We start from the raw sequence: 25,093 nt of genomic DNA, 5'->3' as shown, positions 1-25,093 counted from the left end.
GGGGGCCGGTTCCGTGCGGTCGGCTTCCCCGGCTGTGATGCCCCGGGAGTAGGCGTGACGATGGACCGTGGCGGCGCCCTTGTCGGGCGCGCGGGGCAGTCCGGGGCAGATAGTGCTCCCCGCCCGGTCGGCCGGGCCGTGCAGCTCCGCTCCCCATGGGATCGTCGCACGTCACAGTGCATGGTGCGAACCTTCATGCTACCCGGGGGTCTTTAGCATGGCGGTCACGAGTGCGGGCGTCCTCAAGGCGCTCGCGGAGATGCGCCGCGCCGGCGTAGAGCGGGGTGACGATGGCGGCAGTCCGTTCGCCGACTTCGCTGACGCGGCACGCGCCCTCGCCGTTCTGCCTCGCGCTGTGGGAGGGCAGGCTAAGCCCGCCGACGTCTGCGGGGGAAGCCGGCTCGGGGAGTGAAATCCGCCGCCGGCGCGCGGATTCGCCGAAAGAATTCTGATCGGTGGGTCCCGCAGCGCCTCCGCCGTATTGAGCCTATGTAGTTTGCATGCAACGCCCACTTGCCTCCGTATCGAAGGCAGGGGGGCGTTTCCCGATTTACCGGGTACGGTCGTGCGGCCCGCCGACGTAACTACGCAGGCAGGTTTCATTAACCGGAGCCGGTGGCGCAGGCAAATTCTGACGTTTTTTTGAAAGGAACCTCCAGTGTTGACCCGCCATCAAGATGAGTATAGAATTTACTTACAAGGAAGGGGGGAGGCCCCCACCGAAACCCGCTCACAGGAGAAAAGATCATGGCGAAGACGCTGAAGATGTCGAAGGTCCACCCCAACGCGGCGCAGCCTCGCGAGTATTTCGACCCGGAGAAGCTGATCGAGCTGCGCGACTCCATTATCGAGCACGGCCTGATGACCGCCATCGAGGTCCGCAGGCGCGCTGACGGCGACTACGAGATCGTGATGGGCGAGCGCCGCTACCGCGCCAACGAAATGGCCGGCAACACCACCATCAAGGTCGAGATCGTCGAGATCGCCAGCGACATCAAGGCGTTCGGCCGGGCAATGGCCGAGAACGTCAACCGGCACGACATGACGCCGATCGAGGAGGGCCGGGGCTTCCGGCGCATCCTCGACGAGGACACCCAGGACGACGGCACACCGCTCACCGTCGAGGACGTCGCGAAGCGGTACGGCAAGAGCAGCAAGTACGTCAAGGTCCGCATGGCCCTGCTCGACCTGATCCCCGAGGTCCAGGAGCGCGTCACCCTCGGCAACATCGGCACCGGAGCCGCCCACCGCATCAGCGAGTTGACGCCCGAGAACCAGTTGTCCGTGCTCAAGAAGTGGGCCGCCGAGGACATGACCGAGAACGAACTGCTGCACTTCGCCCACCAGGTTCGCGAGCAGCAGCGGCAGCCGTCCATGTTCGACGTCGAGGAGATGAGCGACGACGAGAAGAAGGAGCGCGTCGCCACCCAGAAGGCCACGCGCAACAAGCTCGACCGCATCGAGGGCATACGGGCCCTCGCCGACGAGCTGGCCCGGACCCCCGTGACGGAGCTGGCCGCCGCCCTCGGCGGCGAGCTGGGCGCCCGCCTCGACCAGCTGGAGCGCGCCGCCAAGTCCATCCAGGACGCCAAGTTCCAGGTGAGGCAGGCCAAGGCGTTCTCCGACGCGGCGCAGATCGTCGTCAGCAACGCGGCCGTGCAGCCCGACCTGACCGCCGACCAGGACCCCATCGACGCCGAACTCGCCGAGATCATCATCGCCACCAAGGAGGCCGAGGCTGACGCGCCCGCCGACGGCGCCGAGCGGGTGGGGGACACTGACGGCGCCGAGCTCGCCGAGCTCGCCGCTGCCTGATCCGCGCTGGGCGGCCCCGCACGGGGCCGCCCAGCAAGCTCATGAGGAGGAGACATGCCCCGGCCCAACTGGCTGCACATGCCCGCCAGCGCCTGGTACGGCCCGGAAGTGGACCGACAGGAAACCCTGTTCGCCCTGCCCAGCACCGACGGCAACGACGATTTCGGTACCCCGCCGTTTGAGGCGTGCATCGCTGAGGTGGTGCCCGCAGAAGCGCCAAAGAAGCATGTGGATAGATAAGTGATACGGTCTGCTTGTCGCTGACGGAGACGGCTCCCCATAAGCCACTTCCGCCAGCGGCAGCGCCGTGACAGCTGCACCTCCACGGTTCTGACGGGCGGCACCTCCCCCGCGCCCCACCCGCCAGAACCGGGCCCGCTCCCATGAGCAGGCCAGGAGGGGAAGCCCACGACCAGGCCCGCCCTTCCGTTCCGCGTCGGGCGGGCCCGCGCACACCCAGGAAGAAGCACCATGGACGACTACAAGGCCCCGGCCTCAGCGGACCCCGACCTGTACGCCCAGCTCATGCGGGAGCGGTACGGGCCGATGCGCGCGGTCTTCGCCGAGCAGAACCGCCCCGCCCCGTCGCCGCCGCGTCCCCGGTCACGTCGGCACAGCGTCCGCTGGCCTGACCCGGACGCCGCGAAGCACAGGGCGGAACTCCTCCGAGCACTCGACTTCCACCGGCAGAGGACCAGCACGTGAACGCTGACACCACCGATCCCGACCGCACCCCGCCCGTTCCCGGCGCAATCTGGTGCAAGGCGTGCGACTCCTGGTGCTACCCCTCCTCCGGCCTGTGCCGCTGCAACAACCGGTGACCGGCCCCGTCACCGCCGGGCAGGTCTACGAGGCGTGCCATCCCGGCGACGGGGAGCGCCGAATCCGGATCGTCTCCGTCTACGGCAACCGGGCCGAGATCGAAACCCTCGGCCCCGGTGCCGCCCGGCGCCGCGAAGTACTCCTTCACACACTTCATCCGGCGGGGACCACCGCAGCCGGACGCCCCCGGCGCAGCGGATACCGTCTACTCGACCTCGCGGAACGGAGCACCGACGTGAACGACCAGCCAGCGCCATCGCGGCCCACCGCCAGCAACATCACCGACCCCGAACTCGACCAGCTGTGGGAACGAGTCGAGGAGTTGGAAGGCCGGCTCGCCGCCGCGGCCCGGCTCATCGTCTCCGGCTACTCCGATCCCCACACCCGCGCGCAGATCGCCGGCCGCCTGTGCGCAGGCGAGATCACCCCCCAGCAGGCCCGTGACGAAGACCGCGGCGAGTAGAACGCCGCTACGAACCCGCCCGGCCGGACCCGCCATCCGGCCGGGCGGCGCAGCGACCAGCCCCGCGCCGGTGCGCTACTCCTGGTAGAAGAAGAGAGCCACGGCGATGCCCACCGCGATGGTCGTGCCGAAGGCCGTACCTCCGTCGCGTACTGCTGTGGGCCAGGGCGTACCGCTGGCACGCGACAGGGCACCCGAGGTGAGGCCGGCCACCAGGCCGACCAAGAAGATGCAAGCAGCGACGAGCGCGCGAACCAATGGTTTACGTTCCATGCTGGACCTCCTTCGGGAGGTCGAGCCGATCCAGCGCAGGGCAGGCCGGTTCGACCTCCCGCGTAAGCGGACAAGGTTCGAACCGAGATCCCTGCCGGCGCATCGTCTCGTTCAACAGGCGTCGATCGCGCGATCGGCGCCTCACCGCACGGTGGAAACCACCTGCCCCTGCCGGGGCGCTCACCTCACCTACTGCGCGAGGTAGCCACATGATCGAACCACGCGCCGGCGTGGTTGGGACCATTTAGGCCGCTGAGCGTCCTCTCCCTACGTTATCGGGAGAGCGGGCGCGGTTTGTTCAACCAGACCGCCACGGCAGCAGTCTCGATGGCCCGGCCGCTTCTCGTCAAACCTCCTGCTCAGCGGGATGGGAGAGCCGACACCTCGGAAGACCGCCGGGCGGGTCGTCTAGGCTGTTGCCGCGTGGGGCGCGGGGAATCGGCCTACGAAGGACCATTTCCGTGCCCTACCGCGAACCCGTTGACCGGATCGTTGACGGTCTCCTGCCCTTCGCCGTCCCGATCGGCGACCTGACCCGCTACCACCAGAACCCTCGGCGGGGCGATGTGAACTCCGTAGCCGAGTCCTTGAAGTGGCACGGCCAGTTCAAGCCGATCGTCGCCAACCGGGGCACCCTGACCGGCCGCGCGTCCGAGATCCTGGCCGGCAACCACACCTGGGACGCCGCCATCCAGCGCGGCTGGGACCAGATCGCCGTGACCTGGGTCGACGTGGACGACGACGCCGCCGCTCGGATCGTCATCGTCGACAATCGCACCTCAGACCTGGCCGGGTACGACACCGAGCTGCTCGGCGACATCCTCTCCAGCCTGCCCGACCTCGACGGCACCGGCTACGACCAGGACGCCCTGGACGACCTCCTCGACTCCATCGAACTGCCCTCCCAGCTCGCCTCGGAGACCACCGAACGCGAAGGCGACAAGCTCGCCGACGAGCACCTGCAGTGGGGCTTCGTGCAGTGGGGGACCACCCGCGTGCAGATCACCAAGGAGGAGGTGGAGCGGCTGAACAACGTCCACGACGCCTTCTACACCAGCAGGGGCACCGACACGGGCTTCGCGCACTACCTCCTCGACCAGCACGACGCACAACGGGAGCTGGCCGATGCCTGAGTTCATCGAGTCCTACCCGATCGGGCAGCTCAAGCCCGCCCCGTACAACCCGCGCCGCCTCACAGGGGAGGCGTTCGACCGCCTCCAGCGGTCCCTTGCCCTGTTCGGGTGCGTCAAGCCCGTCATCGTCAACGGCAACCACATCCTCGTGGCAGGCCACCAGCGGACCAAGTCCCTGAAGGCCATCGGACAGACCCATGCCCCGGCGATCCTCCTCGACGGCCACGTCTCTACCCAGGACGAAGTGCAGTTCAACCTGTTGCACAACTCGATCGAGACGGACGGCTCGAAGGTGCGGGTTCCGGCGTCCGGGCCGGACGCGCACGGCTGGGAGTGGATCGCCCCCGAGGACGTGACCGCGGTGTCCCGCTCCAACCCGGCGATCCAGGCGGAGATCCGCCGCCTCGTCACCCGGTACGGCACCTGGGGGTCCGTCGTCGCTGACCACGCCGGCAGGGTCATCCTCAACAACGACTACGCGGTGGTCGTCTCCGACCTGAAGCTGCCGCTGCTGTGCTACCGGCTGTCCGTGCAGGAAGCCGACGAGCTGGCGGTGTGGCTCGACGCCGACTACGGCGTCTACGACTACACCCAGCTCGGCATCCGCGCCTACAACCAGCACTGGTGTCAGATGCACCGGCTGGGCGGCGACGACAGCGACTCCAACAAGAGCACGACGTACGAGCAGCACGTCCTGCCCGCGCTGCGCCCCGGCCAGCGGGTCATGGACTTCGGTGCGGGCGAGCTGGCCTACATCAAGCAGATCAAGTCGCAGGGCTTCGACGCCCACTGGTACGAGCCGCACGTCAAGGCGGCCGGCAAGCAGAACGCCCTCGACGTCGCCGCGTCGGTCTCCCACATTCGCGACCTCCAGCGGGACATCCCCGCGAACGGCTTGTACGACGTGGTCGTCCTGGACTCGGTGATCAACTCCATCACCAGCCTGGAGTTCGAGGCGGCCGTCGTCATCGCCTGCAACTCGCTGCTCGCGAAGGGCGGCACCTTCTACGCCGGGACGCGATCCCTCGGATCGGTCGAGCGCAGGGTCAGCGGCAAGAAGGCCCGCAACAACGGCCGGTATCGGCGCAGCATCGAGTTCCTGGACGAGGACGGCTTCACCGCGTCGTTCCGCGCCGGAGTGTGGACGATGCAGAGGTTCCACGATCCGGCTTCCCTGCACAAGTTGATGGATCGGTACTTCGGGGAGGTCGAGATCCGGGGGAATCCCAACGGGGGGAACATCTACGCGGTGTGCCGGAAGCCGAAGGTGCTGCCGGAGGCGCAGCGGAGGGCGGCGCTTGAGGTCGAGTTCAACATGGAGTACCCGGGGGAGTACCGGCACAACCGGCACCGGCCGCTGGTCGAGGCGCTGATGCGGGCCTGCCGGGAGCGGGATGGCGATTAGGTAGCCCTCCTGATTGAGTATAGAATTTACCTAGAAGGGATTGTTCCAACTCAGAACCAAGGAAGCGAAGTTGCCAAGAATCACCGTCGCTGTCGGGGCCCGGAAGTACCGATACCTGTGGCTCAAATACGTCACCGGGATCGATCTCACCCGGCACTGCGCCGTCGCCCTCCACGGCCGATACAGCCGCCACCTCAACGAGGACACCCGCCACGTCGAAGTCCAGCTCGACGAGTTCCCGCACGCCCTCGCCTGGTACCTCTGCGGCGTCACCACCCGCCCCTACCGCTGGGAGGACAACCCCCATCTCGCCCTGGAGCCGGCCCCTGGTCACACCCAGGACCTCCAGGTGAAGGACCTCACCGTCCACCTCGACGGCATCCGCCCGATCGACTTCACCAACGCCGACGTGCCGGCCGACAGCCCGCACGCCGACGACCCCGTGTACCAGACCTGCCGCAACTGGCAGTTCGCCCACCACCTCCACGCCCGCGGCATCCCCAGCGTCCAAGGCGACCGACCACGCATCACCACGCTGCGCCCCGGGTCCGGTCAGGTCGAACTGCTCCCGAGGCCGGCGCGGAATCCCTTCGGGGAGCGAGGTGACGGGACTCGCACGAATCGGGGCTCCATAGACGACGGCGTCGAGCCAAAGCCCCGTGCCGCCGCGCGCCAGCTGCCGTTCGGGGGCGGCCGGGCCGCACCGACTGAAGGCGAAGGCGAGTCGGCCGTCACGGAACCGATCAACCTGCGACCGTCGTAAGGGGCGGCAGGTCGGGTTGGCCGCCCTGGGGCGCCGTCTGCGTATCCCGGGGCGGCTGCCGCTGAGCCTCCGTGCCCTTGAAGGAGAGGTGCGGCTTGAGGACGTGCTGAAGCGAGCTACAGATGACCAGGCCCGGTGGGTCAGCCCAAGTAATTCCTTGGGCTGACCCACCGGGCCTGGCCGGATTCTGGGGCCGCTTCAGCAGCACACCTCCAGTGAGCCCGCCCGCCTTAGCGTTCGTGACCCGGCTGCGCTTCCTCCGACTGAGCCTTCAGTTTGCGAGCGCGGTAGGCGGCCTGCCGGCAGGGGCTGGAGCAGTACTGGCGTGGTCGGCCGCCGGGCCCGCGGTCGGGCTCCAGTACCCTGCGCTGGCAGTGGGCGCACGACCCAAGGAGGCGAAATTCCGTCTCCTTCCACAGTCGACGGAGTTCAGGGAAACGCGAACCCGCAAGTGCCCTCACCTCCCGCTGTGCAACGGGATCGTGAAGGATCACCAAGGCGTGTCCCACCGCGCGCCAGAAGTCGCCAGCTTCGCCTTCACCGTCCTGGAGCCGCGAGATCGTCGTGCGATGACAGCCGTCGAGCTGGACGGCTCGGGCGATGAGCTGAAGCTCACGGCTCACAGCTTGCGGTACATCGACATCCTCAACTCCCGCCGCCCGCGTGGTTGGGTCATGGAGCTCCCGGGACCGTCTTCTCATCGTTCCCCGCGCTTCCTGGTCGCCGCCGAATTAGCATCCTTCCCCGCTTCCGTCCACCTTCCGGTCGTCCGATGGTGCCGCCGCATGAGCGGCGGCAGAAAGCCTTCCAGTCCCTGTGCGAACAAGCGCAGCTGCTCGATGACTTGGGGCAACTCGCTGGGCCGCGCCTTGCTGACGGTGAGCCGGGCGACGAAACCCGTCAGGAGCACCAGCGCGGCGACGGTGAGGAGCCAGGCGAGGCCGGCGACCAATGCGCCGCCGACCACGGGATCCAGTTTCACGTGTTCCTCCGGAAACGAAAAGGCCCCCACTCGTGTGAGTGGAGGCCAAGGGCAGGCAGCAAAAAACCCCGCCGACGCGACGGGGGCTGTCCAGGCATAGGGGTGCCTTCGTGAGCCACCCTTCCAGAACACCGAGCAGTGGTCAAACTCGCCTTCTCTGCAGGCCACTTGCGAACCGGGCGCGACCCCGCGAATCAAGGGGTTTCGTAACGCCGAGCACCTGTGGGCGGTCACGGGGCCCGGGGCGACGCGAGTGAGTGACTGTCGCGTGCTGGATGAAGTCGGCCAGGTCGGTCAGCAAAGGTCTGCCTGGTCTAGCAATCCAGTACAAGGGCAGCCCGGCGTAGACGTCGCTGCCTTTTCCGGCCCGGCGGCCATCCTTCAGACGGCACCCCTGTCAGAGGCGGGGATCTCCTCCAGGCCGAACACCCAATGGTCCTTCGGGACGTCCCGGCGCTCGTTTGTCTCGCTCATCTGCATGAGGATGCCAGGCCCTACCCTCAACCGGCCTACCCAGCCTGTCCGATCCCCGGGCACATGATCCTGTTACGAGCTCCTAGGGACATGCGCGCGGGTATGCGAGTACGGCGAAGTCCGGAGTGCCGCGCCAGAGCGAGGTGTGGTCTGCCTCTGGAAGTGGAGGAAGCTCCTCGAATCGGATCAGCTGAGCACGAGGCAAGAGCTCCACGACCGCGTCCAGCAGCTGACCGACCCCTGCCTGCTTGGCTGACCGCCGTGGTGGCTCCAGGTCTACGAGAAGGGCTGGTACCTCCGACAGTTCGGCCTCGGCCGATCGGAGGTCCGTGAGCAACCGGGTGAGGACTACCATGTTCTGCTTCATGACAGCCACTCGTGGCGTCGCGGAATGAAGGTTGACCGGGTCGAACAGAGGGAGGTTGGGATCTTCCTTCTCGAACATCAGGCGAGGGAGTGGAGTTTGAACATAGTCCGTTTCCGTACTCGTCATGAACTGGAGGTGAGAACGGTCCTCCTGGGTGAGATCTCGGGTACCTCGACCGACTAGGCCTGCCTCCAGTCGATGCTGGGTCTGGCTGCGCAGTTGGTTGTGCATGCCATGGAAGACGATCACCAGGCGGAATCCGGCGTCGAGAGCCCGAGCGACGATGCCTACGCCGACGGTCGTCTTGCCTGACTGGAGCGGAGCAACCACGACCCCAGTTGTTCGATGCGCTTGCGCCGAGGTGGGATCGGCGAGGCAGCCGATCACACGTGCGCTGACGATGTCGAGTCGGTTGATCTGGGGTGGCTGCCAAGCGTGCTTTTGCCGGTCCTCGACGAATGTGCACCAGTTGGGGCCCCACCGGCGGGCAAGGTGGAAGGACTCGAGCGCCTGTGCCCGTGTTTCGGCTTGCTGGGCCCGGCGTTCGGCGTCATGCCGGTTCCGTCGTTCCATCTGGGCGAGTGCCCCCCAAGCGCCGTTCACCTCGAAGGCCTGTTCATGTAGGCCCCTGATTCGGTTTCGCTCGTCCTCACTGACCTGCACGCCGCGTGCTGCCTCTACTTGGTTCAGCAGAGCCTCGATGAAGAACGCTGGGGGGATCCGACTGCCGTTCAAGTATCGACTGACACCGCTGTGGTCCATTGGAACGCGCTTGCTGAACTCGCGTTGTGAGTAGCCAAGTTCAGCGAAGAGGCCCCCAAGGGCGGCTGTTAGGCCTGGATCTGGGCTTGAAAGCTCGTCGGCGCTCGGAAGCGACTCAGGGAAGGTCATTCCTCTTTCTACCGTGAATCCGAGGTGTGTCGAAGTGCTTCTGCCTGGTACGCCAAGTGGAAGGCGCGCGCCGGCGCTGGGGCAGTGGGTCGACAGGGTGGGTGTTGCGCTCTGATGTCAACATGTTGCTGCAGGCGCAACGGGTGGGCTGCTCGCGAATGTGGAGTCATCAACCGACCGAGAGGACGAACGATGGACCACGACCTGCAGGTGCAGCACAAGCGAGAATGTGGTGGGGCGCGCACGGTTGGCGGCCGACGAGATAGCTGGGTCTGGGCGAGGGCTAGGATGCGGGCCATGCTGCGGCCAGCTTTCGAAGGACTGCTCCGAGGGGCCGCTAGTGGTATCGGCGGCCTAGCTGTCGCATGCGCTGTCGACTGGCTCAAGGGGCGGTGACAGTTGGCTCAGCGAACCTTTTGCGGGTAATAAGGGCCCGGGCCCTGTTGCGCCAGCTAGGTGCCGAGCCATGAGTGTCGGCGCGAGGGCGTACCGTCGAGGGCCTCGTCCATATCTCGTTTCACCCGGCAGCAGGCTGCCATCGCCCGCCGGCGGTCCGACGCCGTCGAGCTGCGCCTCGCCGGCGCCGAGGCCGTCAGCGCGCTGAACCTGGTGCCCCCGAGATCAAGACCGCGCTCCTGGACGCCCACGACAAGGACACCTTGCTCACCGCCGTATTGGGGCTTCAGCCGAGTTGACAGGAAGGGGAGCGATGGGGGCGTTGTAGACGTAGTGAGTACCGCGCCCCTGCCTCTGCTCGACCACGGTGCCCTCCCTGAGCGCGTTCATGATCCACCGCTCCTCCTCGCGCCAGCCGAGCTGGGCGAGCAGGGGGAGCAACTCCTTTTTGGAGAGCCCGGCAGTGCCTGCTTCGCGCAAGGCATCGAGGACCTTGGCTTCGGCGCGCTGTCGATTGATCTGGTTGGCGGTCGGCATGTCCTTGACCCGGATGGCTGCCATATCCAGGTCGGCCCCGTTCGCGGCTGCCCAGCGCGCGATGTAGGTGTCGGCGGCGGCCTCGTCGGAGCCCAGCACGTAGCTCAGGCATTCCACGAGGGCGTCGTCGCGGTTTGCCTTCAGGAGATGTTCCATCTCCGCACCGATGTTGGTGGTGCCGCCGAACTCGGCGGCGACGTGTGCGTCCCGGTGGGCTTCCAGTCGCAGTTGGGCGGCCTGCTCGGCGATCGTGTCGGCAGCGTCGGCGGGCGATGCGAAGGTATCGGTCATGGCTGTCACCGTATCGAAGACGGTGTTCACAGGTGGCGGGAAGATCTGATGCTGGTGGGCGAGGCCGGAGTCGAACCGGCACAGCCGAAGCGAGGGCTTTACAGGCCCTTGGGCTCTCCAGTGCCCAGCTCGCCCTTGGTGGAGGAAGTGGGGGCGAACCCACGCGGGTGCTCGCGCACCCAACGGTTTTTCGAGACCGCGGCCGGCGCCTCCTGTCGGCTGGCTCCTCCAGTGAACTGCTGTGCGTTGCGCGGAGAGTGCGCGGATCGAACGCGCGCGGGCTTTCACCCGACTACGGCTTAGCAAGCCGCTGCCTTACCACTCGGCCAACTCTCCGGGTGCTGCGCTGCCGGACGAGGATTCGAACCCCGAGTCTCCTGATTCAAAATCAGGCGTGCTGCCAGTTGCACCATCCGGCACTGTGGGGCGACAACGAGAAAGGCCGCCCTGGCGGGGAAGTCCCCCGGGGCGGCCAGGCACAGTCGGTGCCGGTCTACCGCTGGGAGGGATACCCCTGGTTCTGCTGAGAGCTCGAAGAACGCTGATACGACTGGCTGCTGCTCATGACGCGCGTTCCTCTCCGTGCTGGTACCGGACTGATGCGTCTACTCTGCGGCACGGCCGTGCGCGCGGGCAACCGGATTACGCGGTGGCGCGGCACGCGCCGGCATCCGCTGCGTCGACCACCCGGAGTCGATGCCGGGGGTGGACCGTATGGGTGACCCGCCGCCATGGACCCCGACTTATCCACAGGGCGGTGATGAGTTTCCCGCTCCCACTCGGTGGTCCGGCACAGTGCACTCCATCGGTCGCAGCTCGGCGGCCCGTTCCGGAAGAGTGATCACCATGAGGATCGCATCGCGTGTCAGGACACCGCGGCGGACCGGCCGCAGCAGGGTCCGGCTGCCCGTCGTCCGCCAGCGGCGCGACCTCGAAGATCGGCCGAGTCGGCTGGGCACGGCGAGGATCAGCGCCCGCCTCCTCGGTGAGCTGATCGGTGGGTTCTTCGGCGGCTGATCCCGGGCGCCGTGCCCGGCGAAGCGTGCCGTCGTTGGCCAGGGGGGAGCCCCTGCTTCCCCGGGTGTTCACTGCTTGACCCGCGCAGTAGTCACCCGGGCTCGCCGACGCGCCGGGATGGGTAGGGGGCAGTGGGCTCGTTGGTCTGGGCGTCACCTTGCCGTCGCTGCGGCTGGACGGTCGACTGACCTCCTCGGTTAGCCGGGACCAGCGGTGATCTGGAGAAACGGTTTTGAGGTGCGGTACAGGCGCCGCTCCAGGTAGAGCTCCACGAACACCGTCACCTTGGCACGCAACGCCCACGGGTCGAAGGGCTTGACGATGAAGTCGACGGCGCCGACGGAGTAGCCGCGCATCGAGTAGTCCGGGTCGTTGCCGATGGCGGTGAGGAAAATGATCGGGATGTTGCGTGACTTGGCGCGGCGCTTGATGTGGCCGGCGGTCTCATAGCCGTCCATATCGGGCATCTGGACGTCGAGGATGATGACCGCGAAGTCCTCGTGCTGCAGCAGTTTCTTGAGGGCTTCGTGGCCTGAGGAGGCCGTGACTAGTTCCTGGTCAGGTACGTCCAGCACGCTTGTGAGGGCCAGCAGGTTGGAGGGCTGATCGTCCACCAGCAGGACCTTCGGTCGGATGTCGGCGGGCAACAGGTGGCGCACACTGTCGACGGCCGGGAAGACATCCTCCCCCGGGTCCTTACCGCGCAGGACCTCCACGAGGGCCAGCTGGCGCTCCAGCAACTCGCAGCGCACCTCCGCCTGCGTTATCCGAGCCTGCGCCTCGCTGAGCTGCGCCCGCAGCCTGGTGACCTCCGCCGCCAGCCGGTCCCGCTCGGCCAGGGCCGTCTCCACGTCCACTTCGTCTGCGCTGACGCTCTGGAGGTTCAGGCGGACCTGCAGGTCCGCGATCCGCTGGTTGCGCTCCACCAGTGCGTCGTCCAGGACATCCTTGCGCGCCGAGGAGCGGCGCGCCTCCCGATCGGCATCCACCAACTGGAGCTGCAACTGGGCTACTGCCTTCGACATCGAGGCGGACGTGCGTTGCGCCGCGCGATGCAGGCTACGCACGACGTCGATCGCCTCGGCGGTGGCCGGCATTCCGCGCTCCTCGGCCACGTCGATTAGCAGATCCTGGACGAACTTCCACGGCGGGACCCGGCTTCCGGCGAGGTAGCGTGAGAGCGTGCCCGGGTTGATGAAGCGTCGCGTCGCGTAACGGCGCGCCGACACTCCCAGTGCCTCGAACTGCTGGCGCAGGGCCTCAGCTAAAGCCCGGCACTCGCTGTTGAGGTCCTTGTCGAGAGGCTGCAGCCCTGCCATCCGTGCCCCCCCGGGCTCAAGGTAGTCCGACATCGTCTGTGCGCTCCTTCTGGTCCGGACCCTCCGCCCGGGAAGCGCGCTGTGCGGCGCGGATCCCGGGCGGAAGGCCGCTCTCACGACGACGAGTCGGGGTCCTCCCCGGTTTCGGTGTGGCTGCCGACCAGGTGGTCGAAGAACGGTACTGCCACCCCGAAGGCGCCGACGCCGTACAGGACGCACTGCGCGGGAGCGGTGTGCGCCAGAGCGGACAGAACCCCCGCACCGATACCGACCAGTAGTGCCAGGGTCAGCACGAGGGCCGACCGGACTGACAGCAGCGAGCGCCGCACGCAAACCTCCACAACCGCGACGGCTTGGGACCCGCCGCATCAATCCCGGCATCTGTCGGCCGAGTTGAAACAGCATGGACCACCGATCGGGTGTTGCACCTCGTGCATCACCCTCTTGGCGCACACGGCAACACACCGGCAACAGATGATCACGAGCCGCTTCTTCACAGTGCGGCCGTCTGTACGGTTGGCGTCGGCGTCGGTTACGACGGGCGTCCGCAGGCCAGTTGTCGGTGTCTCGGTCGAGCGTCGGTGGTGGCCTGGTTTCTGGCAGCCGCGTCGGCGCGGCTCGGACTGGATCGGCTTTCGGGGTTGCAGCGCGGTGATTTCGCTATCGCCGGTGGTGGCACGCCCGGGGCACTGGGTTCGCGGGCGGCTACTTCACTCACGCCCAGGGGCCCAGTGGTGCCCAGACCTCACGGCCACCACGTCTCGCCCGGTGTGTATACCTCGTCCTCTGGTTGGTCTGTGGAGGGCGGGCTGCCGATCTCAATCTGGACAGCTACCCGCGGTCAGCATCGGATCTTGCCCGGGAGGTGGGTGCCGGACTGCCGGCGGCCGCCCCCACAACAGCGTTGCCGCCGCGATGGCCCGGCCGCCTCACAGGCAGCCGGGCCTTCTGATCGGCGGCTATGAGCGACGCGCGCCCGGGCGCCGCCGGTTCACCCGCCGGGAGAGGGGACGCCTGGACTGCGCGACGACCCGCACCTCCGGTCGCACCGAAGCCGGGAGGCGGCCGCCTGCAGTGCGGCGGCGCTCGGCCGCCCGACGAAGCTCACCCAGGCGCCGACTCCGGAACGGCACGACGACGGCCTTCCGCTCCTCCTGCGTACGGAGACGGTGGTGGATCACGAGCTGGAGGGTGACCTCCAGGCCCCCCACGATCGCGAAAACGATCAACTTGACGGCGAACTCCTCGCCGAGAGCGTGCAGCATGATGTGGATCTCCAGAGTGACGGGAACGAGGACATGTCACCCGCTCGGCGTCCGACTGGAACCCGGGCGCGTTAGACGGCCAGGGCCAGCCGTGACAGGCCGGAGCAGTGGGGCGAATCCACCCGCTCGGATCCGGCCTGGACACTCAGGACGGCAACCCGAGCCATGGCCGCAGGTTGAGTTGAGCGGGAGGTCGCCGCAGACGGCGGTGCCCCCGGAGTGATCGGTACGGTCATCCTGGTGATACCGCAGGCGACCGCCAATGGTTCAGTCTCAGGGCCGCAGAAATGTCCAGGCGAATCCTGCGGCTGCGGTTGTTGGTGATCGCGGGTGCGCAGGAACTCGAAGCCGTACCAAACCAGTTGCAGTCGCCGACGGAAGCTGGCGGCGTTGTATGAGCGCCAAGGGCTGCCAAGGAAGTCGATGACCGTCACGTCGTCGAGCCCGTTTGGCGCGAACGGGGCGGACGGCTGCGGTGGGGCCGGCCGGTTTAGCTGTCCGGCGCGCAGAACGGCGTCCATGAACGCGGTCTCGTCGCGGCCCGTGGCCAGCGCCGCAGTGTCCAGACCCTCGGACGCGATGGTCTGAATCAGATCGAATGTCAGGCTCGCACTAGCGGTAGTGTCACCGTGGCCGAAGTATGTGACGAAGTCGTACGTCGAGTCGAGGTGTTCGAACAGCGTGGCGCTGTAATGCCACACCTCGTCGCTCTCCTGCCAGGCCTCGGCCCAGTACTCATCAGTCATGGGTACTGAGTAACGGAGCTGGGGGACTGCGTCCAGCACGTCGCTCGTCCCGCACGTGTTGAGCCTGACGATGAACATCGGTCTCTCATGCCAGCCGAGGGTTGGCGTAGGCGGGCTGGAGACGACCGGTACCCAGCCGCGCAGCACATATGACTCGGCGGTGATGCCGGGAATCGGCTGCTGCGGGCGAGTGCTCACAGCGGTCATCGTAGTCGCCTCCAGCTGCCGCGCCGAATGAGCAGCTCAACGCGGGTGCATCCGGTGGCCCCGGTATGTGATTGTCTGACTGGCTGACGCTGAAAGCCAGTTGACGATGCACCGGAGCAGTAGCGTCGCGCCGGTGGATACGGGGTGAGGCCCCAGCTGGGGATAGGTGGACGCCGAGCGGTCCAGTACCCACTGGCGCTGGACCGTCCGGTTGATACGGGCCGGCTAAGACCTGCGGTTGCCTGGGCGTCGGCGGCTCACCGTCCGGCCCTCCGGCGCGGGCGAGCGCCGAGCGTGCACGATCACGCGCACCTCGGGGGCGGGCGCAGTTCCGAAGGCCGGCTTGGTCGGCTGGGCGCGGATCGGCGGACGACTGCCAGGTGGTTCCTCCGCTGGTGTTCTCCGCAGCGCGGCCGGATGTCGTCGTTGCACTGTGGGGGAGTGTCTGCTTTCCCAATGCGTTCACTTCGTGTTCCGCACAGCCGGTTCTCCGGCTCTCAGACCGGGTGGCCGGCGGGCGACCGGGTGCACAGTCCCTCCACTACCGGTCGCGGGGTGGGCCGCTTTCCTGCGCGATGCGTAGGTCTATCTCGTGCTCGTCGGGACACGGGTGCCTGTCCACCGGGCAGCGTGTGACTTGTTCGAGGAAGAAGCCGGGCCGCATCGCCTCGACTTCCTCTCGACGTCGACGGTCTGCTGCTCATGGGGCGGGATGGGCACCCGGCAGACCTTAGCTGCATTCGGTGGCGCTCGAACGGTATCGCGTCGAAGCGGATAGCCGGCGGGAAGCACGAAGCCCGCATCCTGCGGGCTCGCTGTGCTACTCGCACGCCGAGCGGCCCGGCGCCTGTTGGTGCCAGGCCGCTCGGTTGGCCACGGACGACTACGACCGGCGATTGCCCGGGCGGCGCCGGTTCACCGTCCGGCCCTGGTGCGCGGGTGAGCGTCGGGCCTGCGCGATCACGCGCGCCTCGGCGACGAGCCGGCCGCTGGCCGGTGCCATCCGCCGACGCGGTGCCGCGGCACGGTGCAACTCGCCGACGCGCCGGGACGGGTAGAGGGGAGCGGGCGCCGCGGTTTCGGGCTGCGGCTGGTCGGGCCGCGCCTTCCGCTGGGCCCGCGTCTGGCGCACCAACTCCAGCAGGAGGCTCAGGACCAGCGTGAGCACCTTCCACGCGTTGTCATCGGATTCGAGCGAAGGCAGGACGTGAAGCACGTCAGACCCCCAGGGATGCAAGGCCCCGCCTGGTCGGCGGGATGGTGTTGGCATGTCCCGGCCCGCAGTCGGCCATGGTGGTGCGCCGAAGGGGCACCATCGGGCGTCTGGGCCGGTATCGGCTCGGCGGCCGCACGGGTGCGGGAGAGGCGCCTCTAGTTGGCCTGGGGTTCACGGGCACGCTGCGCCACGCGCACCCGTCCAGGGCAGTGCCGAGGGCGAAGGCGAAGGAGGCTGCACGGTCTCCTGGGGAGAGCGGTGTGCAGGATCAGGCGTGGGACAGGGCGAAGGACAACAGGAATCCGCACACGACGATCAGGCCGATCGCTAGGTGCGCGTCCTCGAACGCCTCGGGGATCATCGTGTCGGCGATCATCGCCACGATCGCCCCGGCCGCCACGGCCGTCACCCCCGCCACCACGGCCGCCGGCGCCCCGCCCAGCAGCAGGTAGCCGAGCACCGCCGACACGCCGCTGACCACCGTGATCAAGCCCCAGACCGTGAACACGTAGCGCCTGCTGCGGCCGGCCGCCCGCATGCCCGCCGCGCTGGAGAGCCCCTCAGGGATGTTGCTGAGGAACACCGCCACCACCGTCACCATGCTGACCGCACCGCCCTGCAGCAGGCCGACCCCGATCACCGCTGACTCCGGCACTCCGTCCAGCAGCGCACCCAGCGCCAACGCCGTTCCCGACCCCTGCTGCTCGCTCTCGGAAGGCTGCGACGGGCCGTTCCCGGACCGCTTGCGGTGCCTGGCGCCCCGCCGCGCCAGCACCACGTTGCCCACCGTGTACGCCGCCGCGCCCGCCAACGTCCCCACCACGGCCGGCCCCAGGCCGGCCTCCTCGTATGCCTCACCCAGCAACTCGAACGACACCGCCGAAAGCAGCACCCCCGCGCCGAAGGCCATCACCGACGCGATCACCCACTGCGGCACCCGCACCCCGAACCCCACCGCCGCGCCCGCCAGAAGCGCCGCACCCGCCACCAGACCCCACAGTCCCGCCTCCACCACACCTGTCATGACTGGGCGGCTACCCCCACTCCACCCGGTGCACGCCGCACCGCCCCGTCCGGCCCTGGCGCCCGAAGGACGTCAGGACCATCGACGGGAAGCCGCCGCACGTGAGGTCAGCGCCTCACTGGTTGCCCGATGGTGATCATGTCGGCACGGTACGGGATCATGGGTGGTGGCGCGGGGGCGCACCATGGAGGACCCTCGCCCATGCCCCGCCCCACCCGGGTGCAGCGCGCCGCCATCGCCCGCCGACGGGCCGACGCCGTCGAGCTGCGCCTCGCCGGTGCCGACCCGTTGACCGTCGGCCGGAAGCTGGCAGCGGACCCCGCCGTCAACTCCGACAAGTTGGCGTACCCGTTCGGGTACGGGCACGAGCTGTACGCGCGCCGTCGCCCGGCGCCCGACGACACGACCCTCATCCGGTCCGTGAACCGGGACGTCGCCGACGCACTCGACCACCGGCTCGACGCCGCCCTCGCCTCTGTCGAGGAACTGCGGGCCCTGGAAGACGCACGCCTTGACCGCATGTTCATGGTCGCCTACAGGAGGGCGGTCCGAGACGGCGATCTGTTGGCGATCGACCGGGCGCTGCGGATCATGGAGCGCCGTGCCCGCCTGCTGGGCCTGGACCAGCCAGCGCGGACGGAGATCACCGGGCAGGGGGGTGGCCCGATCGAGGTGGACACCACCGCCGACGAGCTGGCGGCGCTGATCGCGATCACCGACCCGGCCGGCAGCGGGGGTCGGGAGTGAGCGCGCAGGCCGACCTGGTCGAGCAGTATCGGCGGCTGCCGGCCGATCGGCGTCGCGAGATTGCCAACCGGGCATCACCGAAGCTCCGTGCACAACTCGCCGATGCCGAGCGGGACATGGCGATGCGGCACTCGCCCGGGTCGTTGGCCGCGCTGCTCACCGACGGCCGGGAGATGCAGGCGGCCCACCTGGACCTGATCGACCAGGCGTTCCGCAGGATTGCGGCAGGAGAGACGATTCGCCTGCTGCTGACGATGCCGCCCCGGCACGGCAAGTCCCGGCGAGCCGCGCGGTGGGCGCCGCTGTGGTACCTGCTCCAGCGCCCGGACCACCGGGTAATGATCGCTTCGTACTCCTCCGACCTGGCTGACGATCACGGCCGGTGGATCAGGGACGCCATCACCACGTGGGGCGACCAGCTCGGCCTGCACCTCCACCCGGGCAGCAAGGCCGCGAACAGGTTCGACATCCTCTCGAAGGAGGGCGGCCTGTTCGCAGCCGGTGTCGGCGGCGGCCTCACCGGAAAAGGCGCCCATCTCGCGATCATCGACGACCCGATCAAGGACGCTGCGGACGCCCAATCACCCACCATGCGACGCAGGTTGTGGGAATGGTGGCAGGCCGTCCTCCTGACCCGCATCGAGCCGGACGGCAGCGTCATCGTCATCCAGACGCGCTGGGACGAAGACGACCTCGCCGGGCGCATCCTCGCGGGAGAGACCGCCTCCGACTGGACGATCATCGACCTGCCCGCCATCGCGGACAGCACGGGCGACGCCCTCGGCCGGAAGGCCGGCGAGCCGCTGTGGCCTGCCCGCTACGGGCGCAAGGCCCTCACGGCGATCCGGCGCGCCGTCGGCGAGCGGGTGTGGTGGTCCCTGTACATGCAGAAGCCCCGCCCGCAGGAAGGCGGGGTGTGGAAGCGCGGGTGGATCGACGCCGCCCGCGTCACCCCCGTGCAGTTCGGCGGCCTGGAGATGGCCCGGATCGTCGTCGCCGTCGACCCGTCCGGCGGCGACTCCGAGGTCAACGACGAGACGGGCATCATCGGCCTGGGAGCAGGGTTCGACGAGCACCTGTACGTCCTCGCTGACGAGTCGGGCACCCTCGGCCCCAACGACTGGGGCCTACGAGCATGCCAACTCGCACTCGACCTGCGGGCCGACGCCATCGTGGTGGAGAGCAACTACGGCGGGGCGATGGCCAAGCAGATCGTCCGGCAGGCGTGGGAGCAGCTGGCGCGGGAGGGCAAGACCCGCGGTGTGCTGATGCCGATGCTGCTGGAGGTGACCGCGAAGGTCGGCAAGCGGCTTCGGGCCGAGCCGGTGGCGCAGCTGTACGAGCAGGGCCGCGTCCACCACGTCGGGCACTTCCCGGAGTTGGAGGGGCAGATGGTGACGTGGGTGGCGACGATGGACAGTCCGGACCGGATGGACGCCGCGGTGCACGGGCTGACCGAGCTGGCCGACCCCGATCAGCTGGCCGCGCTCGCGGGCGGAACGCTGGACGGCCGGCTCGCCGGCCGCCGGTAGGGCCGGTGGTCGTTGAGGTGGTGGAGCTTGCCGCGCTGGTGGAGCGCGGTGAGTTCCTTTGCCGCAGTGCCGGGAAGCCCGAACTCGACGTCTGGACGGGCGAGGACCTGTTCGGTGATCCGTTCGGCGTCGGGCGCGGCTGCCGGTAGCACGGCCAGAAGCAGCGCCGTGCTGATGGGGGGCGCGCAGCAAACAAGGTCGCCATCATCAAGGCAGTACGAGAGACGACGGGACTCGGCCTGATGTGCGACATCCTCCGAGCTCGCAGGGAACTCACGGGATGTCGCACAGTCCGGGCCAAGCCCCACCCGTCAAAGGTGTGACAGCAACGCCGGTTTTCCGTTCCGTTCCTACTCGGACCTCGTGTCCTGCCGTCCGTACCTCACAACCGCGCGAGGGCCACAGGCCACCTGGTCGTCACGGGAGGACTTCGGCCTCGCCTCGGCCCGGATTAGGGAGTGTCGGGGCAGCCGCCCCGGGCTGAGAGACGGCGGCTGGATCTGTCATGGGCGGCGCTGCGGTGCGGGGTACGGCGCTCAGCGGGCGAGACTGATGGTCAGGGTCTCGTTGGGGCAGGTTGCGGCGAGGTCGCGTAGGACGTTCTTCTCGGTGGTGTCGACAGTCTGGCCCCAGCGGGTTTTGGAGACGGTCCAGCGGGCGACGTAGTCGCACTTCTCGGCTTCGATCGGGCGCCACTCGGCGATGTCCTTGTCGGCCTTCTGCCGGTTCGAGCGGGCGGTGACGGCGACCAGGTCGCGGGGCTCGTCCAGGTCGTTGGCGTAGGCCTGGCGCTCGGCCGCGGTCCAGGCGGAGGCGCCGCTGTCCCAGGCCTCGGCGAGGGGGACCACGTGGTCGACGTCAAGGGCGGAGGCGTCGGTGACCGTCACCCCGTCGTAGATCGAGTACCACCGGCCACCGGTCAGGGTGCAGCCCGGGCCGACCTCGGGCGCCTCGACGGCTTCCCGGAGGATGACCTCCTTGCGGGTGTTGCATCCGTCGTGGTCGGCGTCCACCCAGTGCTTGAACGCGGTCCGTACATATCCGGCGCGGCTCTCCTCGGCCACGGTGAGCTCCTCGATCGCGTCCCGCAGCGGTGCGGTGACGACCTGTCCAACCTCCCGGTGCCCGGCGACGGCGGAGGATGCGAGAGCCCGGTCTGCGGCGTGTACCGGTGCGGCACCGGCGGGGGCGGCGGTTCCCGCGAGCAGGGCTGCCGCGGCTGTCGTGGTGAGTACTGCCCGGGCCATGGCCGTCATCCGCACCGGCTGCTCCTTTGTCGAAACGGGTTCGTTCGTGAGCCTTCTTACCGATCCGGGATGGGTTGTTACCAACCGTCAGTGCTGCGGGTCACCCCGGTGGGGGAGAAGTCGTACCGGCTGCCCCTGTTTTCGCCGGTCCGCCGAGGACGGCCCCGGTGCCGGACCGGGCGCGGCCGGCCGGCTGGCTGGTGCGGCGCCGGCCGCTGATGCTGCAGCCGCCGCTGTGCCAGGTGGCGTGCGAGAGCCGTCGTCGGGCGGGAAACGCGCCGGGAGGGTGACAATGCGCGGTCGGTCGCCGAAGGGGCGGTATTCCTTGTCACGGCGATGTGGTTCGGATGCGTATGGATCTGTTGTGCGTTCGGGATTTCCTCCGGATGCCGTAGGCCTGGCGTACTCCTGCGGGGCCGCGCGCTCCGGTTGCGTGTCCGCGGGGGTGTGCCGATCCGAAGGAGTCTTCCGCGCGGAGTTCCCCGCGGTGCCGACCATGTGTGGTCGGGGTCGCGGGCTGGCGCCGGCCTGGGCCCGGGGCCTTCGCCCGCCGGGCCGCGGTCGCCGTGGCCGGCGCGATCCGATTTCCCCGCCGATTTTCCCCGTCTGTCCCAGGCCTGCGTCCGTCCTGCCTCCCGGCCGGACGGACGCGGCGACTGCGCGAGCGGGAGTTGTCGATCCCCATGAGAAAGAGGTCTGTCATGCAACGTGTCCTGAACCGGATGGTGCTCGTCCTCGGGCTGCTCACGGCCTTGTTGGGCGGGGTGGGTGCCGGTACCGCGAGTGCGGCCGCGCCCGTCGTCCGGATCACGAACAACCTCACCGGCGGAAGCCTGATGCCGCAGGACTACGGCGCGAACTCCAACGACGGCATCGCAGTGTATGCGTGGGATCCCTCCGACACTCGGGGCGCGGACCTGTGGCGGGTGGAGTTCACCACGGACGGCTACAACGTGATCCGCAACATCAGGACGGGCAAGTGCCTCAAGCCCGGTGGCAACTTCGAGGGTGAGACCTTCCTGTCCCAGGGCACCTGCAGCACCAGCCTGGAGTTCCTCTGGTCACTCAAGCACCGGGTGACGGACGACACCTACAAGATCAAGTCGGTCTCGTCGGGGCAGGTGCTCGCGCCTTACGAGGTTGACCTGAACCAGGTCGTCGTCCTGGAGGCCGACACCAACATCGCGAAGAACTGGTGGTCCGTCGACGAGATCTGATTCGACGCCAAGTGATGCCGCGGTCCGGCCGGAGTGCGTTCGCCCCGGCCGGGCCGCGGTGGCACACGGGCTCCGCGGTCCGACTGCGGGGCCATCCGGGTGACCCTCGGTGGGTTGAGCCCAAAAGGGTCGTTTGTATAGGGACTATTAGGGCGCAGTCGAGCGGCCCCTCGCGCATCTTGTGTGACGGTGACTCATGCTCACGACCAGAAGGAGAAGTTCCATGCCACGTGCGACAACCCCGGGTGCGATCAACCAGCCCCAGCAGGCGGAGACGTCCCTGCCCGAGGTCGGCAAGCGCAAGCTCGCCTCGTTCCTGGAGGCGGACACCGTGAAGGGCAGCGTCCTGCAGGGCAAGGCGAAGGCGACGGTCAGCGCCACCCTCACCAACATCGACGGTGACCCGCTCACCCAGCAGACGATCCACTTCAAGGTCGCCTCCTCGGGCATGGACCTCGGCTCCGCCCCGACGAACGCCAACGGCCAGGCGATCCTCGACATCGGCCAGCACATCAGCGACATCCAGGCGATGATCACCGGTGGCCTGTCCGGCTACGTCGCCGAGTACAAGGGCAGCGCCAACTTCGCCCCCTCCTCGGCCAAGGGCAGCTTCAACGCCACCATCTAGGCCCCGCCGTCGTGACGGCCCGCCGGCTCACCCCGACGGGCCGTTGCCGCCCGCGTCGCGCGTACCGGGAGGACCCCGGGCCGGACCGGCATCCGGCCGGCGCCAGTCCGCCGGACCGGGACCCTTCGCATGGGTCGCCTGCCGGCGGAGGCGGCCCGGCAGGCTATCCGCAGAGGCGGCGAAGGGATGCCCGGGCGGAGCACTTCTCGGGCCTGCCCCGTTTCGGCGCCCCTGCCGGGCGTGATCGCGCAAGGCGGCGGGGCCCTCTGTCCCGGCCGCGCAGGCCCGCGTGTCCGCCGGCGGGGAACCGTCGGCGCCGGAGTCTCCGGTCCCTGCCCTCCGCTCCCGTACGCGGCGCCGTGCCCGGTACGGGTCCTCACCCACGGGAGTCCCCGTTGAAGCTCAGACTTGCCGGTATCACGCTCGCCGCCGTCGCGGTGTCCGTGATCGCCGTGGTGGCTCCGGCCTCCGCCGTCGACCCGGGCCTCGCCCCGGCTGCCGCTCCCGCGCCCAGGATTCTGAATACCGGGCTGGCCCAGTTCGCGGCGGCGCTGGCGAAGTCCCACCTGGACCCGATGATGTCCCCGCCCGGCGCGAATGACTGGACGTGCAGGCCGACCGCCGCGCACCCGCGCGCTGTGGTGCTGGTCCACGGCACCTGGGCGAATGCCTACGACAGCTGGGCCGGGCTGTCCCCCGTCCTGAAGGGCGCCGGGTACTGCGTCTTCGCGCTCAACTTCGGCGCCCCGGAAGGGGACGTGTACAAGGCCGCCGGCCCGATCCCGGACTCGGCCAAGGAGGTGGCGGCCTTCGTCGACCAGGTGCTGACCGCCACCGGCACCGACCAGGTCGACCTGGTCGGGCACTCCCAGGGAGGCGGCCTCCTGCCGCGCTGGTACCTGAAGTTCGAAGGCGGCGCGGCGAAGACCCACCGGCTGGTGGGCATCTCGCCCAGCAACCACGGAACGACCGCGTCGGGCCTGGCAGCCCTGGCAGAGGCCCTGCACCTGATCGACGCCACCGCACAGCTCGTCGGGCAGGCGGCGAAGGACCAGCTCGTCGGATCCGACGTCAACACCCGGCTGGACGCCGGCGGCGACACCGTGCCGGGCGTGCGGTACACCACTATCGTCACCCGCACCGACGAGGTGGTCACCCCCTACCGGCAGCAGTACCTCACAGCCGGCCCCGGCGCCACCGTCGAGAACCTCAACCTCCAGGACGCCTGCCCGTTCGACGTGAGCGGCCACCTGGCCATCACCTACAGCACCGTCATGTACCGGACGGTACTCAACAGCCTCGACCCCCAGCACACACAACCCGCAACCTGCCGAAGCTGACACCCCCGAGCGGCACGACCAGCGGCAGGCCCGATACCGCCACCATCACCAGTGGCATCTATCGCGTTTCGGCACACGAGCACCCTGCTACCTTCTCCCTCCATGAAGATCACGGGGAGGCGGCGGATAGCCGTAGAGGCCGGCGGCGCGCTGCTGGTGCTGGGCGCGATCACCGGAGGGATCGTGGCGTTCGCCGGCGACCCGAAGCCGACAGGGCCGGCGGAGGGCAGCCCGGAGTGGGTCCAGACAGTCGACGCGAAGACCCGACGGTCGGCGGACCTCGGCCGTGTCTACCGCGACATAATCCGAGGCCGGGGCCAGGAGGTCACCGACGCGCTGTGCACGGTCGAGTGGGGCAAGCTCACGAACGAGAAGCAGGCGGACCTGGACGAGTACGCGTTCGCCGGCGGCTGCCGGATGAGCTGAAAACTAGGGTCAAAGCCACTCGTTGATGGCTGCGACCAGCACTGTTGCTTCGTAGCGCACGGCCAGTTTGTCGTATTGGACCCTGCGCGTCTGCCTGGACCGACGTAGACGAGTGCGACGAGCCGTGAGCTCCCGCTTCGCGAGGCCGTGCGGCACAGGGCAGCTACGGACGGCGGTCTTGGGCTCAGCCGACGCGCATCACGTTCTCGGCCTGCGGGCCCTTCGGCCCCTGGGCGAGGTCGAACTCGACCTTGTCGTTCTCGGCCAGCTCCCGGTAGCCGTTACCGGTGATCGCCGAGAAGTGGACGAACACGTCCGGGCCGCCAGCGTCCTGCGCGATGAACCCGAACCCCTTCTGCGCGTTGAACCACTTCACAATCCCTGAAGCCACGACACTTCCCCTTCCAGCACTACCGCCCGCACCCGCACCCTCCAAGAGCCCGGGAAGGACGACCGAAGCCGCACACCTGCACGGCACCACCCCACCCAACACCCTGACCGCGCTCACCGGCAGCAGAAGCGTTTCCCCCCGCGTGCCGCCGCCGGGCGT

26 protein-coding genes and 3 tRNA genes are annotated in these 25,093 nt (G+C 68.6%); 15 read left to right on the top strand and 14 right to left on the bottom strand.

Annotation, left to right across the window (positions count from 1 at the left end; all coding sequences use genetic code 11):
- Window positions 1-747 precede the first annotated feature (747 nt).
- The 4 genes from ACFUK0_RS01490 to ACFUK0_RS01475 all read left to right on the top strand — a co-directional run bounded on the left by ACFUK0_RS01490 (window position 748) and on the right by ACFUK0_RS01475 (window position 3,100).
- Entirely contained in the window at window positions 748-1,815 is a 1,068-nt protein-coding gene (locus ACFUK0_RS01490) for a ParB/RepB/Spo0J family partition protein (protein ID WP_380245958.1), read from the top strand.
- Between the two features lie 54 nt (window positions 1,816-1,869).
- A complete protein-coding gene (locus ACFUK0_RS01485) occupies window positions 1,870-2,055 on the top strand; it encodes a hypothetical protein (RefSeq protein WP_380245957.1) in 186 nt (61 codons plus the stop codon).
- Between the two features lie 231 nt (window positions 2,056-2,286).
- Window positions 2,287-2,520 carry a hypothetical protein gene (locus ACFUK0_RS01480; RefSeq protein WP_380245956.1) on the top strand — a complete coding sequence of 78 codons (234 nt, stop codon included), beginning with the start codon at window positions 2,287-2,289 and terminating at the stop codon, window positions 2,518-2,520.
- Between the two features lie 112 nt (window positions 2,521-2,632).
- Window positions 2,633-3,100: a hypothetical protein gene (locus ACFUK0_RS01475; RefSeq protein WP_380245955.1), complete on the top strand. Its 468-nt coding sequence runs from the start codon at window positions 2,633-2,635 to the stop codon at window positions 3,098-3,100.
- Window positions 3,101-3,175: 75 nt separating this feature from the next.
- Here ACFUK0_RS01475 and ACFUK0_RS01470 read toward each other — a convergent pair whose 3' ends face one another.
- Window positions 3,176-3,373, bottom strand: a complete 198-nt coding sequence (locus tag ACFUK0_RS01470; RefSeq protein WP_380245954.1) for a hypothetical protein — start codon at window positions 3,371-3,373, stop codon at window positions 3,176-3,178.
- A gap of 461 nt (window positions 3,374-3,834) precedes the next feature.
- Here ACFUK0_RS01470 and ACFUK0_RS01465 point away from each other — a divergent pair, with 461 nt between their 5' ends.
- The 3 genes from ACFUK0_RS01465 to ACFUK0_RS01455 all read left to right on the top strand — a co-directional run bounded on the left by ACFUK0_RS01465 (window position 3,835) and on the right by ACFUK0_RS01455 (window position 6,674).
- Entirely contained in the window at window positions 3,835-4,506 is a 672-nt protein-coding gene (locus ACFUK0_RS01465) for a ParB/RepB/Spo0J family partition protein (protein WP_380245953.1), read from the top strand.
- Window positions 4,499-5,911 carry a ParB N-terminal domain-containing protein gene (locus tag ACFUK0_RS01460; RefSeq protein WP_380245952.1) on the top strand — a complete coding sequence of 471 codons (1,413 nt, stop codon included), beginning with the start codon at window positions 4,499-4,501 and terminating at the stop codon, window positions 5,909-5,911. Before ACFUK0_RS01465 ends, ACFUK0_RS01460 begins: the two co-directional genes overlap by 8 nt.
- A gap of 70 nt (window positions 5,912-5,981) precedes the next feature.
- Window positions 5,982-6,674: a hypothetical protein gene (locus tag ACFUK0_RS01455; protein WP_380245951.1), complete on the top strand. Its 693-nt coding sequence runs from the start codon at window positions 5,982-5,984 to the stop codon at window positions 6,672-6,674.
- Between the two features lie 697 nt (window positions 6,675-7,371).
- Here ACFUK0_RS01455 and ACFUK0_RS01450 read toward each other — a convergent pair.
- From ACFUK0_RS01450 to ACFUK0_RS01425, 6 genes are all read right to left on the bottom strand, one after another.
- Complete coding sequence (locus tag ACFUK0_RS01450) at window positions 7,372-7,656, bottom strand: hypothetical protein (RefSeq protein ID WP_380245950.1); 285 nt, start codon at window positions 7,654-7,656, stop codon at window positions 7,372-7,374.
- Window positions 7,657-8,212: 556 nt separating this feature from the next.
- On the bottom strand, window positions 8,213-9,388 hold the full coding sequence (locus ACFUK0_RS01445; protein WP_380245949.1) for a hypothetical protein: 1,176 nt from the start codon (window positions 9,386-9,388) through the stop codon (window positions 8,213-8,215).
- Between the two features lie 663 nt (window positions 9,389-10,051).
- Window positions 10,052-10,612: a hypothetical protein gene (locus tag ACFUK0_RS01440; RefSeq protein WP_380245948.1), complete on the bottom strand. Its 561-nt coding sequence runs from the start codon at window positions 10,610-10,612 to the stop codon at window positions 10,052-10,054.
- Window positions 10,613-10,664: 52 nt separating this feature from the next.
- A tRNA-Tyr gene (locus ACFUK0_RS01435) sits at window positions 10,665-10,747 on the bottom strand.
- A 116-nt stretch (window positions 10,748-10,863) separates the two neighbouring features.
- A tRNA-Ser gene (locus tag ACFUK0_RS01430) sits at window positions 10,864-10,948 on the bottom strand.
- A 10-nt stretch (window positions 10,949-10,958) separates the two neighbouring features.
- Window positions 10,959-11,031 (bottom strand) — tRNA-Gln (locus ACFUK0_RS01425).
- Window positions 11,032-11,458: 427 nt separating this feature from the next.
- On the opposite strand from ACFUK0_RS01425, the gene ACFUK0_RS01420 reads away from it, so the two are divergent.
- Window positions 11,459-11,629, top strand: coding sequence for a hypothetical protein (locus tag ACFUK0_RS01420; protein ID WP_380245947.1), 171 nt, complete (start codon window positions 11,459-11,461; stop codon window positions 11,627-11,629).
- A gap of 197 nt (window positions 11,630-11,826) precedes the next feature.
- Here ACFUK0_RS01420 and ACFUK0_RS01415 read toward each other — a convergent pair whose 3' ends face one another.
- The 5 genes from ACFUK0_RS01415 to ACFUK0_RS01395 all read right to left on the bottom strand — a co-directional run bounded on the left by ACFUK0_RS01415 (window position 11,827) and on the right by ACFUK0_RS01395 (window position 17,406).
- On the bottom strand, window positions 11,827-12,948 hold the full coding sequence (locus ACFUK0_RS01415) for a response regulator (RefSeq protein ID WP_380246077.1): 1,122 nt from the start codon (window positions 12,946-12,948) through the stop codon (window positions 11,827-11,829).
- 113 nt (window positions 12,949-13,061) lie between these two features.
- Complete coding sequence (locus ACFUK0_RS01410; RefSeq protein WP_380245946.1) at window positions 13,062-13,277, bottom strand: hypothetical protein; 216 nt, start codon at window positions 13,275-13,277, stop codon at window positions 13,062-13,064.
- Window positions 13,278-14,284: 1,007 nt separating this feature from the next.
- Window positions 14,285-15,157 carry a hypothetical protein gene (locus ACFUK0_RS01405; RefSeq protein WP_380245945.1) on the bottom strand — a complete coding sequence of 291 codons (873 nt, stop codon included), beginning with the start codon at window positions 15,155-15,157 and terminating at the stop codon, window positions 14,285-14,287.
- 892 nt (window positions 15,158-16,049) lie between these two features.
- Window positions 16,050-16,382, bottom strand: a complete 333-nt coding sequence (locus ACFUK0_RS01400; protein ID WP_380245944.1) for a hypothetical protein — start codon at window positions 16,380-16,382, stop codon at window positions 16,050-16,052.
- Window positions 16,383-16,650: 268 nt separating this feature from the next.
- Entirely contained in the window at window positions 16,651-17,406 is a 756-nt protein-coding gene (locus ACFUK0_RS01395) for a ZIP family metal transporter (protein WP_380245943.1), read from the bottom strand.
- Window positions 17,407-17,607: 201 nt separating this feature from the next.
- Between ACFUK0_RS01395 and ACFUK0_RS01390 the strand changes: the two genes are divergently transcribed.
- The 3 genes from ACFUK0_RS01390 to ACFUK0_RS01380 are packed head-to-tail and all read left to right on the top strand — an operon-like array spanning window position 17,608 to window position 19,834.
- Window positions 17,608-18,153 (top strand): hypothetical protein, encoded by a 546-nt coding sequence (locus ACFUK0_RS01390; RefSeq protein ID WP_380245942.1) that lies wholly within the window; start codon window positions 17,608-17,610, stop codon window positions 18,151-18,153.
- The gene (locus ACFUK0_RS01385) at window positions 18,150-19,685 is read left to right on the top strand and encodes a terminase large subunit domain-containing protein (RefSeq protein ID WP_380245941.1); all 1,536 of its coding nucleotides are present in this window, start codon (window positions 18,150-18,152) and stop codon (window positions 19,683-19,685) included. The genes ACFUK0_RS01390 and ACFUK0_RS01385 overlap by 4 nt, the downstream gene beginning before the upstream one ends.
- Window positions 19,686-19,702: 17 nt before the next feature.
- A complete protein-coding gene (locus tag ACFUK0_RS01380; protein WP_380245940.1) occupies window positions 19,703-19,834 on the top strand; it encodes a hypothetical protein in 132 nt (43 codons plus the stop codon).
- A gap of 387 nt (window positions 19,835-20,221) precedes the next feature.
- On the opposite strand, the gene ACFUK0_RS01375 is transcribed toward ACFUK0_RS01380, so the two are convergent.
- On the bottom strand, window positions 20,222-20,941 hold the full coding sequence (locus tag ACFUK0_RS01375) for an HNH endonuclease family protein (protein ID WP_380245939.1): 720 nt from the start codon (window positions 20,939-20,941) through the stop codon (window positions 20,222-20,224).
- Window positions 20,942-21,633: 692 nt separating this feature from the next.
- On the opposite strand from ACFUK0_RS01375, the gene ACFUK0_RS01370 reads away from it, so the two are divergent.
- From ACFUK0_RS01370 to ACFUK0_RS01355, 4 genes are all read left to right on the top strand, one after another.
- Window positions 21,634-22,149: an RICIN domain-containing protein gene (locus ACFUK0_RS01370; protein WP_380245938.1), complete on the top strand. Its 516-nt coding sequence runs from the start codon at window positions 21,634-21,636 to the stop codon at window positions 22,147-22,149.
- A 223-nt stretch (window positions 22,150-22,372) separates the two neighbouring features.
- Entirely contained in the window at window positions 22,373-22,777 is a 405-nt protein-coding gene (locus ACFUK0_RS01365; protein ID WP_380245937.1) for an Ig-like domain-containing protein, read from the top strand.
- 395 nt (window positions 22,778-23,172) lie between these two features.
- Complete coding sequence (locus ACFUK0_RS01360; protein WP_380245936.1) at window positions 23,173-24,117, top strand: esterase/lipase family protein; 945 nt, start codon at window positions 23,173-23,175, stop codon at window positions 24,115-24,117.
- Window positions 24,118-24,219: 102 nt separating this feature from the next.
- Complete coding sequence (locus ACFUK0_RS01355; RefSeq protein WP_380245935.1) at window positions 24,220-24,543, top strand: hypothetical protein; 324 nt, start codon at window positions 24,220-24,222, stop codon at window positions 24,541-24,543.
- Window positions 24,544-24,727: 184 nt separating this feature from the next.
- Here the strand turns inward: ACFUK0_RS01355 and ACFUK0_RS01350 are convergent, their stop codons facing one another.
- Window positions 24,728-24,934 (bottom strand): cold-shock protein, encoded by a 207-nt coding sequence (locus ACFUK0_RS01350; RefSeq protein ID WP_380245934.1) that lies wholly within the window; start codon window positions 24,932-24,934, stop codon window positions 24,728-24,730.
- Between the last annotated feature and the right edge of the window lie 159 nt (window positions 24,935-25,093).

The sequence above is a fragment of the Kitasatospora sp. NPDC057223 genome, from assembly GCF_042669755.1.
Lineage (GTDB): Bacteria > Actinomycetota > Actinomycetes > Streptomycetales > Streptomycetaceae > Kitasatospora.
This window is presented reverse-complemented; position numbering and strand designations above follow the sequence as displayed.

Coding starts and splice junctions, on each gene's coding strand:
- ACFUK0_RS01490 (WP_380245958.1), top strand. CDS start 748: ATGGCGAAGACGCTGAAGATGTCGAAGGTCCACCCCAACGCGGCGCAG.
- ACFUK0_RS01485 (WP_380245957.1), top strand. CDS start 1,870: ATGCCCCGGCCCAACTGGCTGCACATGCCCGCCAGCGCCTGGTACGGC.
- ACFUK0_RS01480 (WP_380245956.1), top strand. CDS start 2,287: ATGGACGACTACAAGGCCCCGGCCTCAGCGGACCCCGACCTGTACGCC.
- ACFUK0_RS01470 (WP_380245954.1), bottom strand. CDS start 3,373: ATGGAACGTAAACCATTGGTTCGCGCGCTCGTCGCTGCTTGCATCTTC.
- ACFUK0_RS01460 (WP_380245952.1), top strand. CDS start 4,499: ATGCCTGAGTTCATCGAGTCCTACCCGATCGGGCAGCTCAAGCCCGCC.
- ACFUK0_RS01445 (WP_380245949.1), bottom strand. CDS start 9,388: ATGACCTTCCCTGAGTCGCTTCCGAGCGCCGACGAGCTTTCAAGCCCA.
- ACFUK0_RS01440 (WP_380245948.1), bottom strand. CDS start 10,612: ATGACCGATACCTTCGCATCGCCCGCCGACGCTGCCGACACGATCGCC.
- ACFUK0_RS01420 (WP_380245947.1), top strand. CDS start 11,459: ATGAGGATCGCATCGCGTGTCAGGACACCGCGGCGGACCGGCCGCAGC.
- ACFUK0_RS01415 (WP_380246077.1), bottom strand. CDS start 12,948: ATGGCAGGGCTGCAGCCTCTCGACAAGGACCTCAACAGCGAGTGCCGG.
- ACFUK0_RS01395 (WP_380245943.1), bottom strand. CDS start 17,406: ATGACAGGTGTGGTGGAGGCGGGACTGTGGGGTCTGGTGGCGGGTGCG.
- ACFUK0_RS01390 (WP_380245942.1), top strand. CDS start 17,608: ATGCCCCGCCCCACCCGGGTGCAGCGCGCCGCCATCGCCCGCCGACGG.
- ACFUK0_RS01375 (WP_380245939.1), bottom strand. CDS start 20,941: ATGACGGCCATGGCCCGGGCAGTACTCACCACGACAGCCGCGGCAGCC.
- ACFUK0_RS01370 (WP_380245938.1), top strand. CDS start 21,634: ATGCAACGTGTCCTGAACCGGATGGTGCTCGTCCTCGGGCTGCTCACG.
- ACFUK0_RS01365 (WP_380245937.1), top strand. CDS start 22,373: ATGCCACGTGCGACAACCCCGGGTGCGATCAACCAGCCCCAGCAGGCG.
- ACFUK0_RS01355 (WP_380245935.1), top strand. CDS start 24,220: ATGAAGATCACGGGGAGGCGGCGGATAGCCGTAGAGGCCGGCGGCGCG.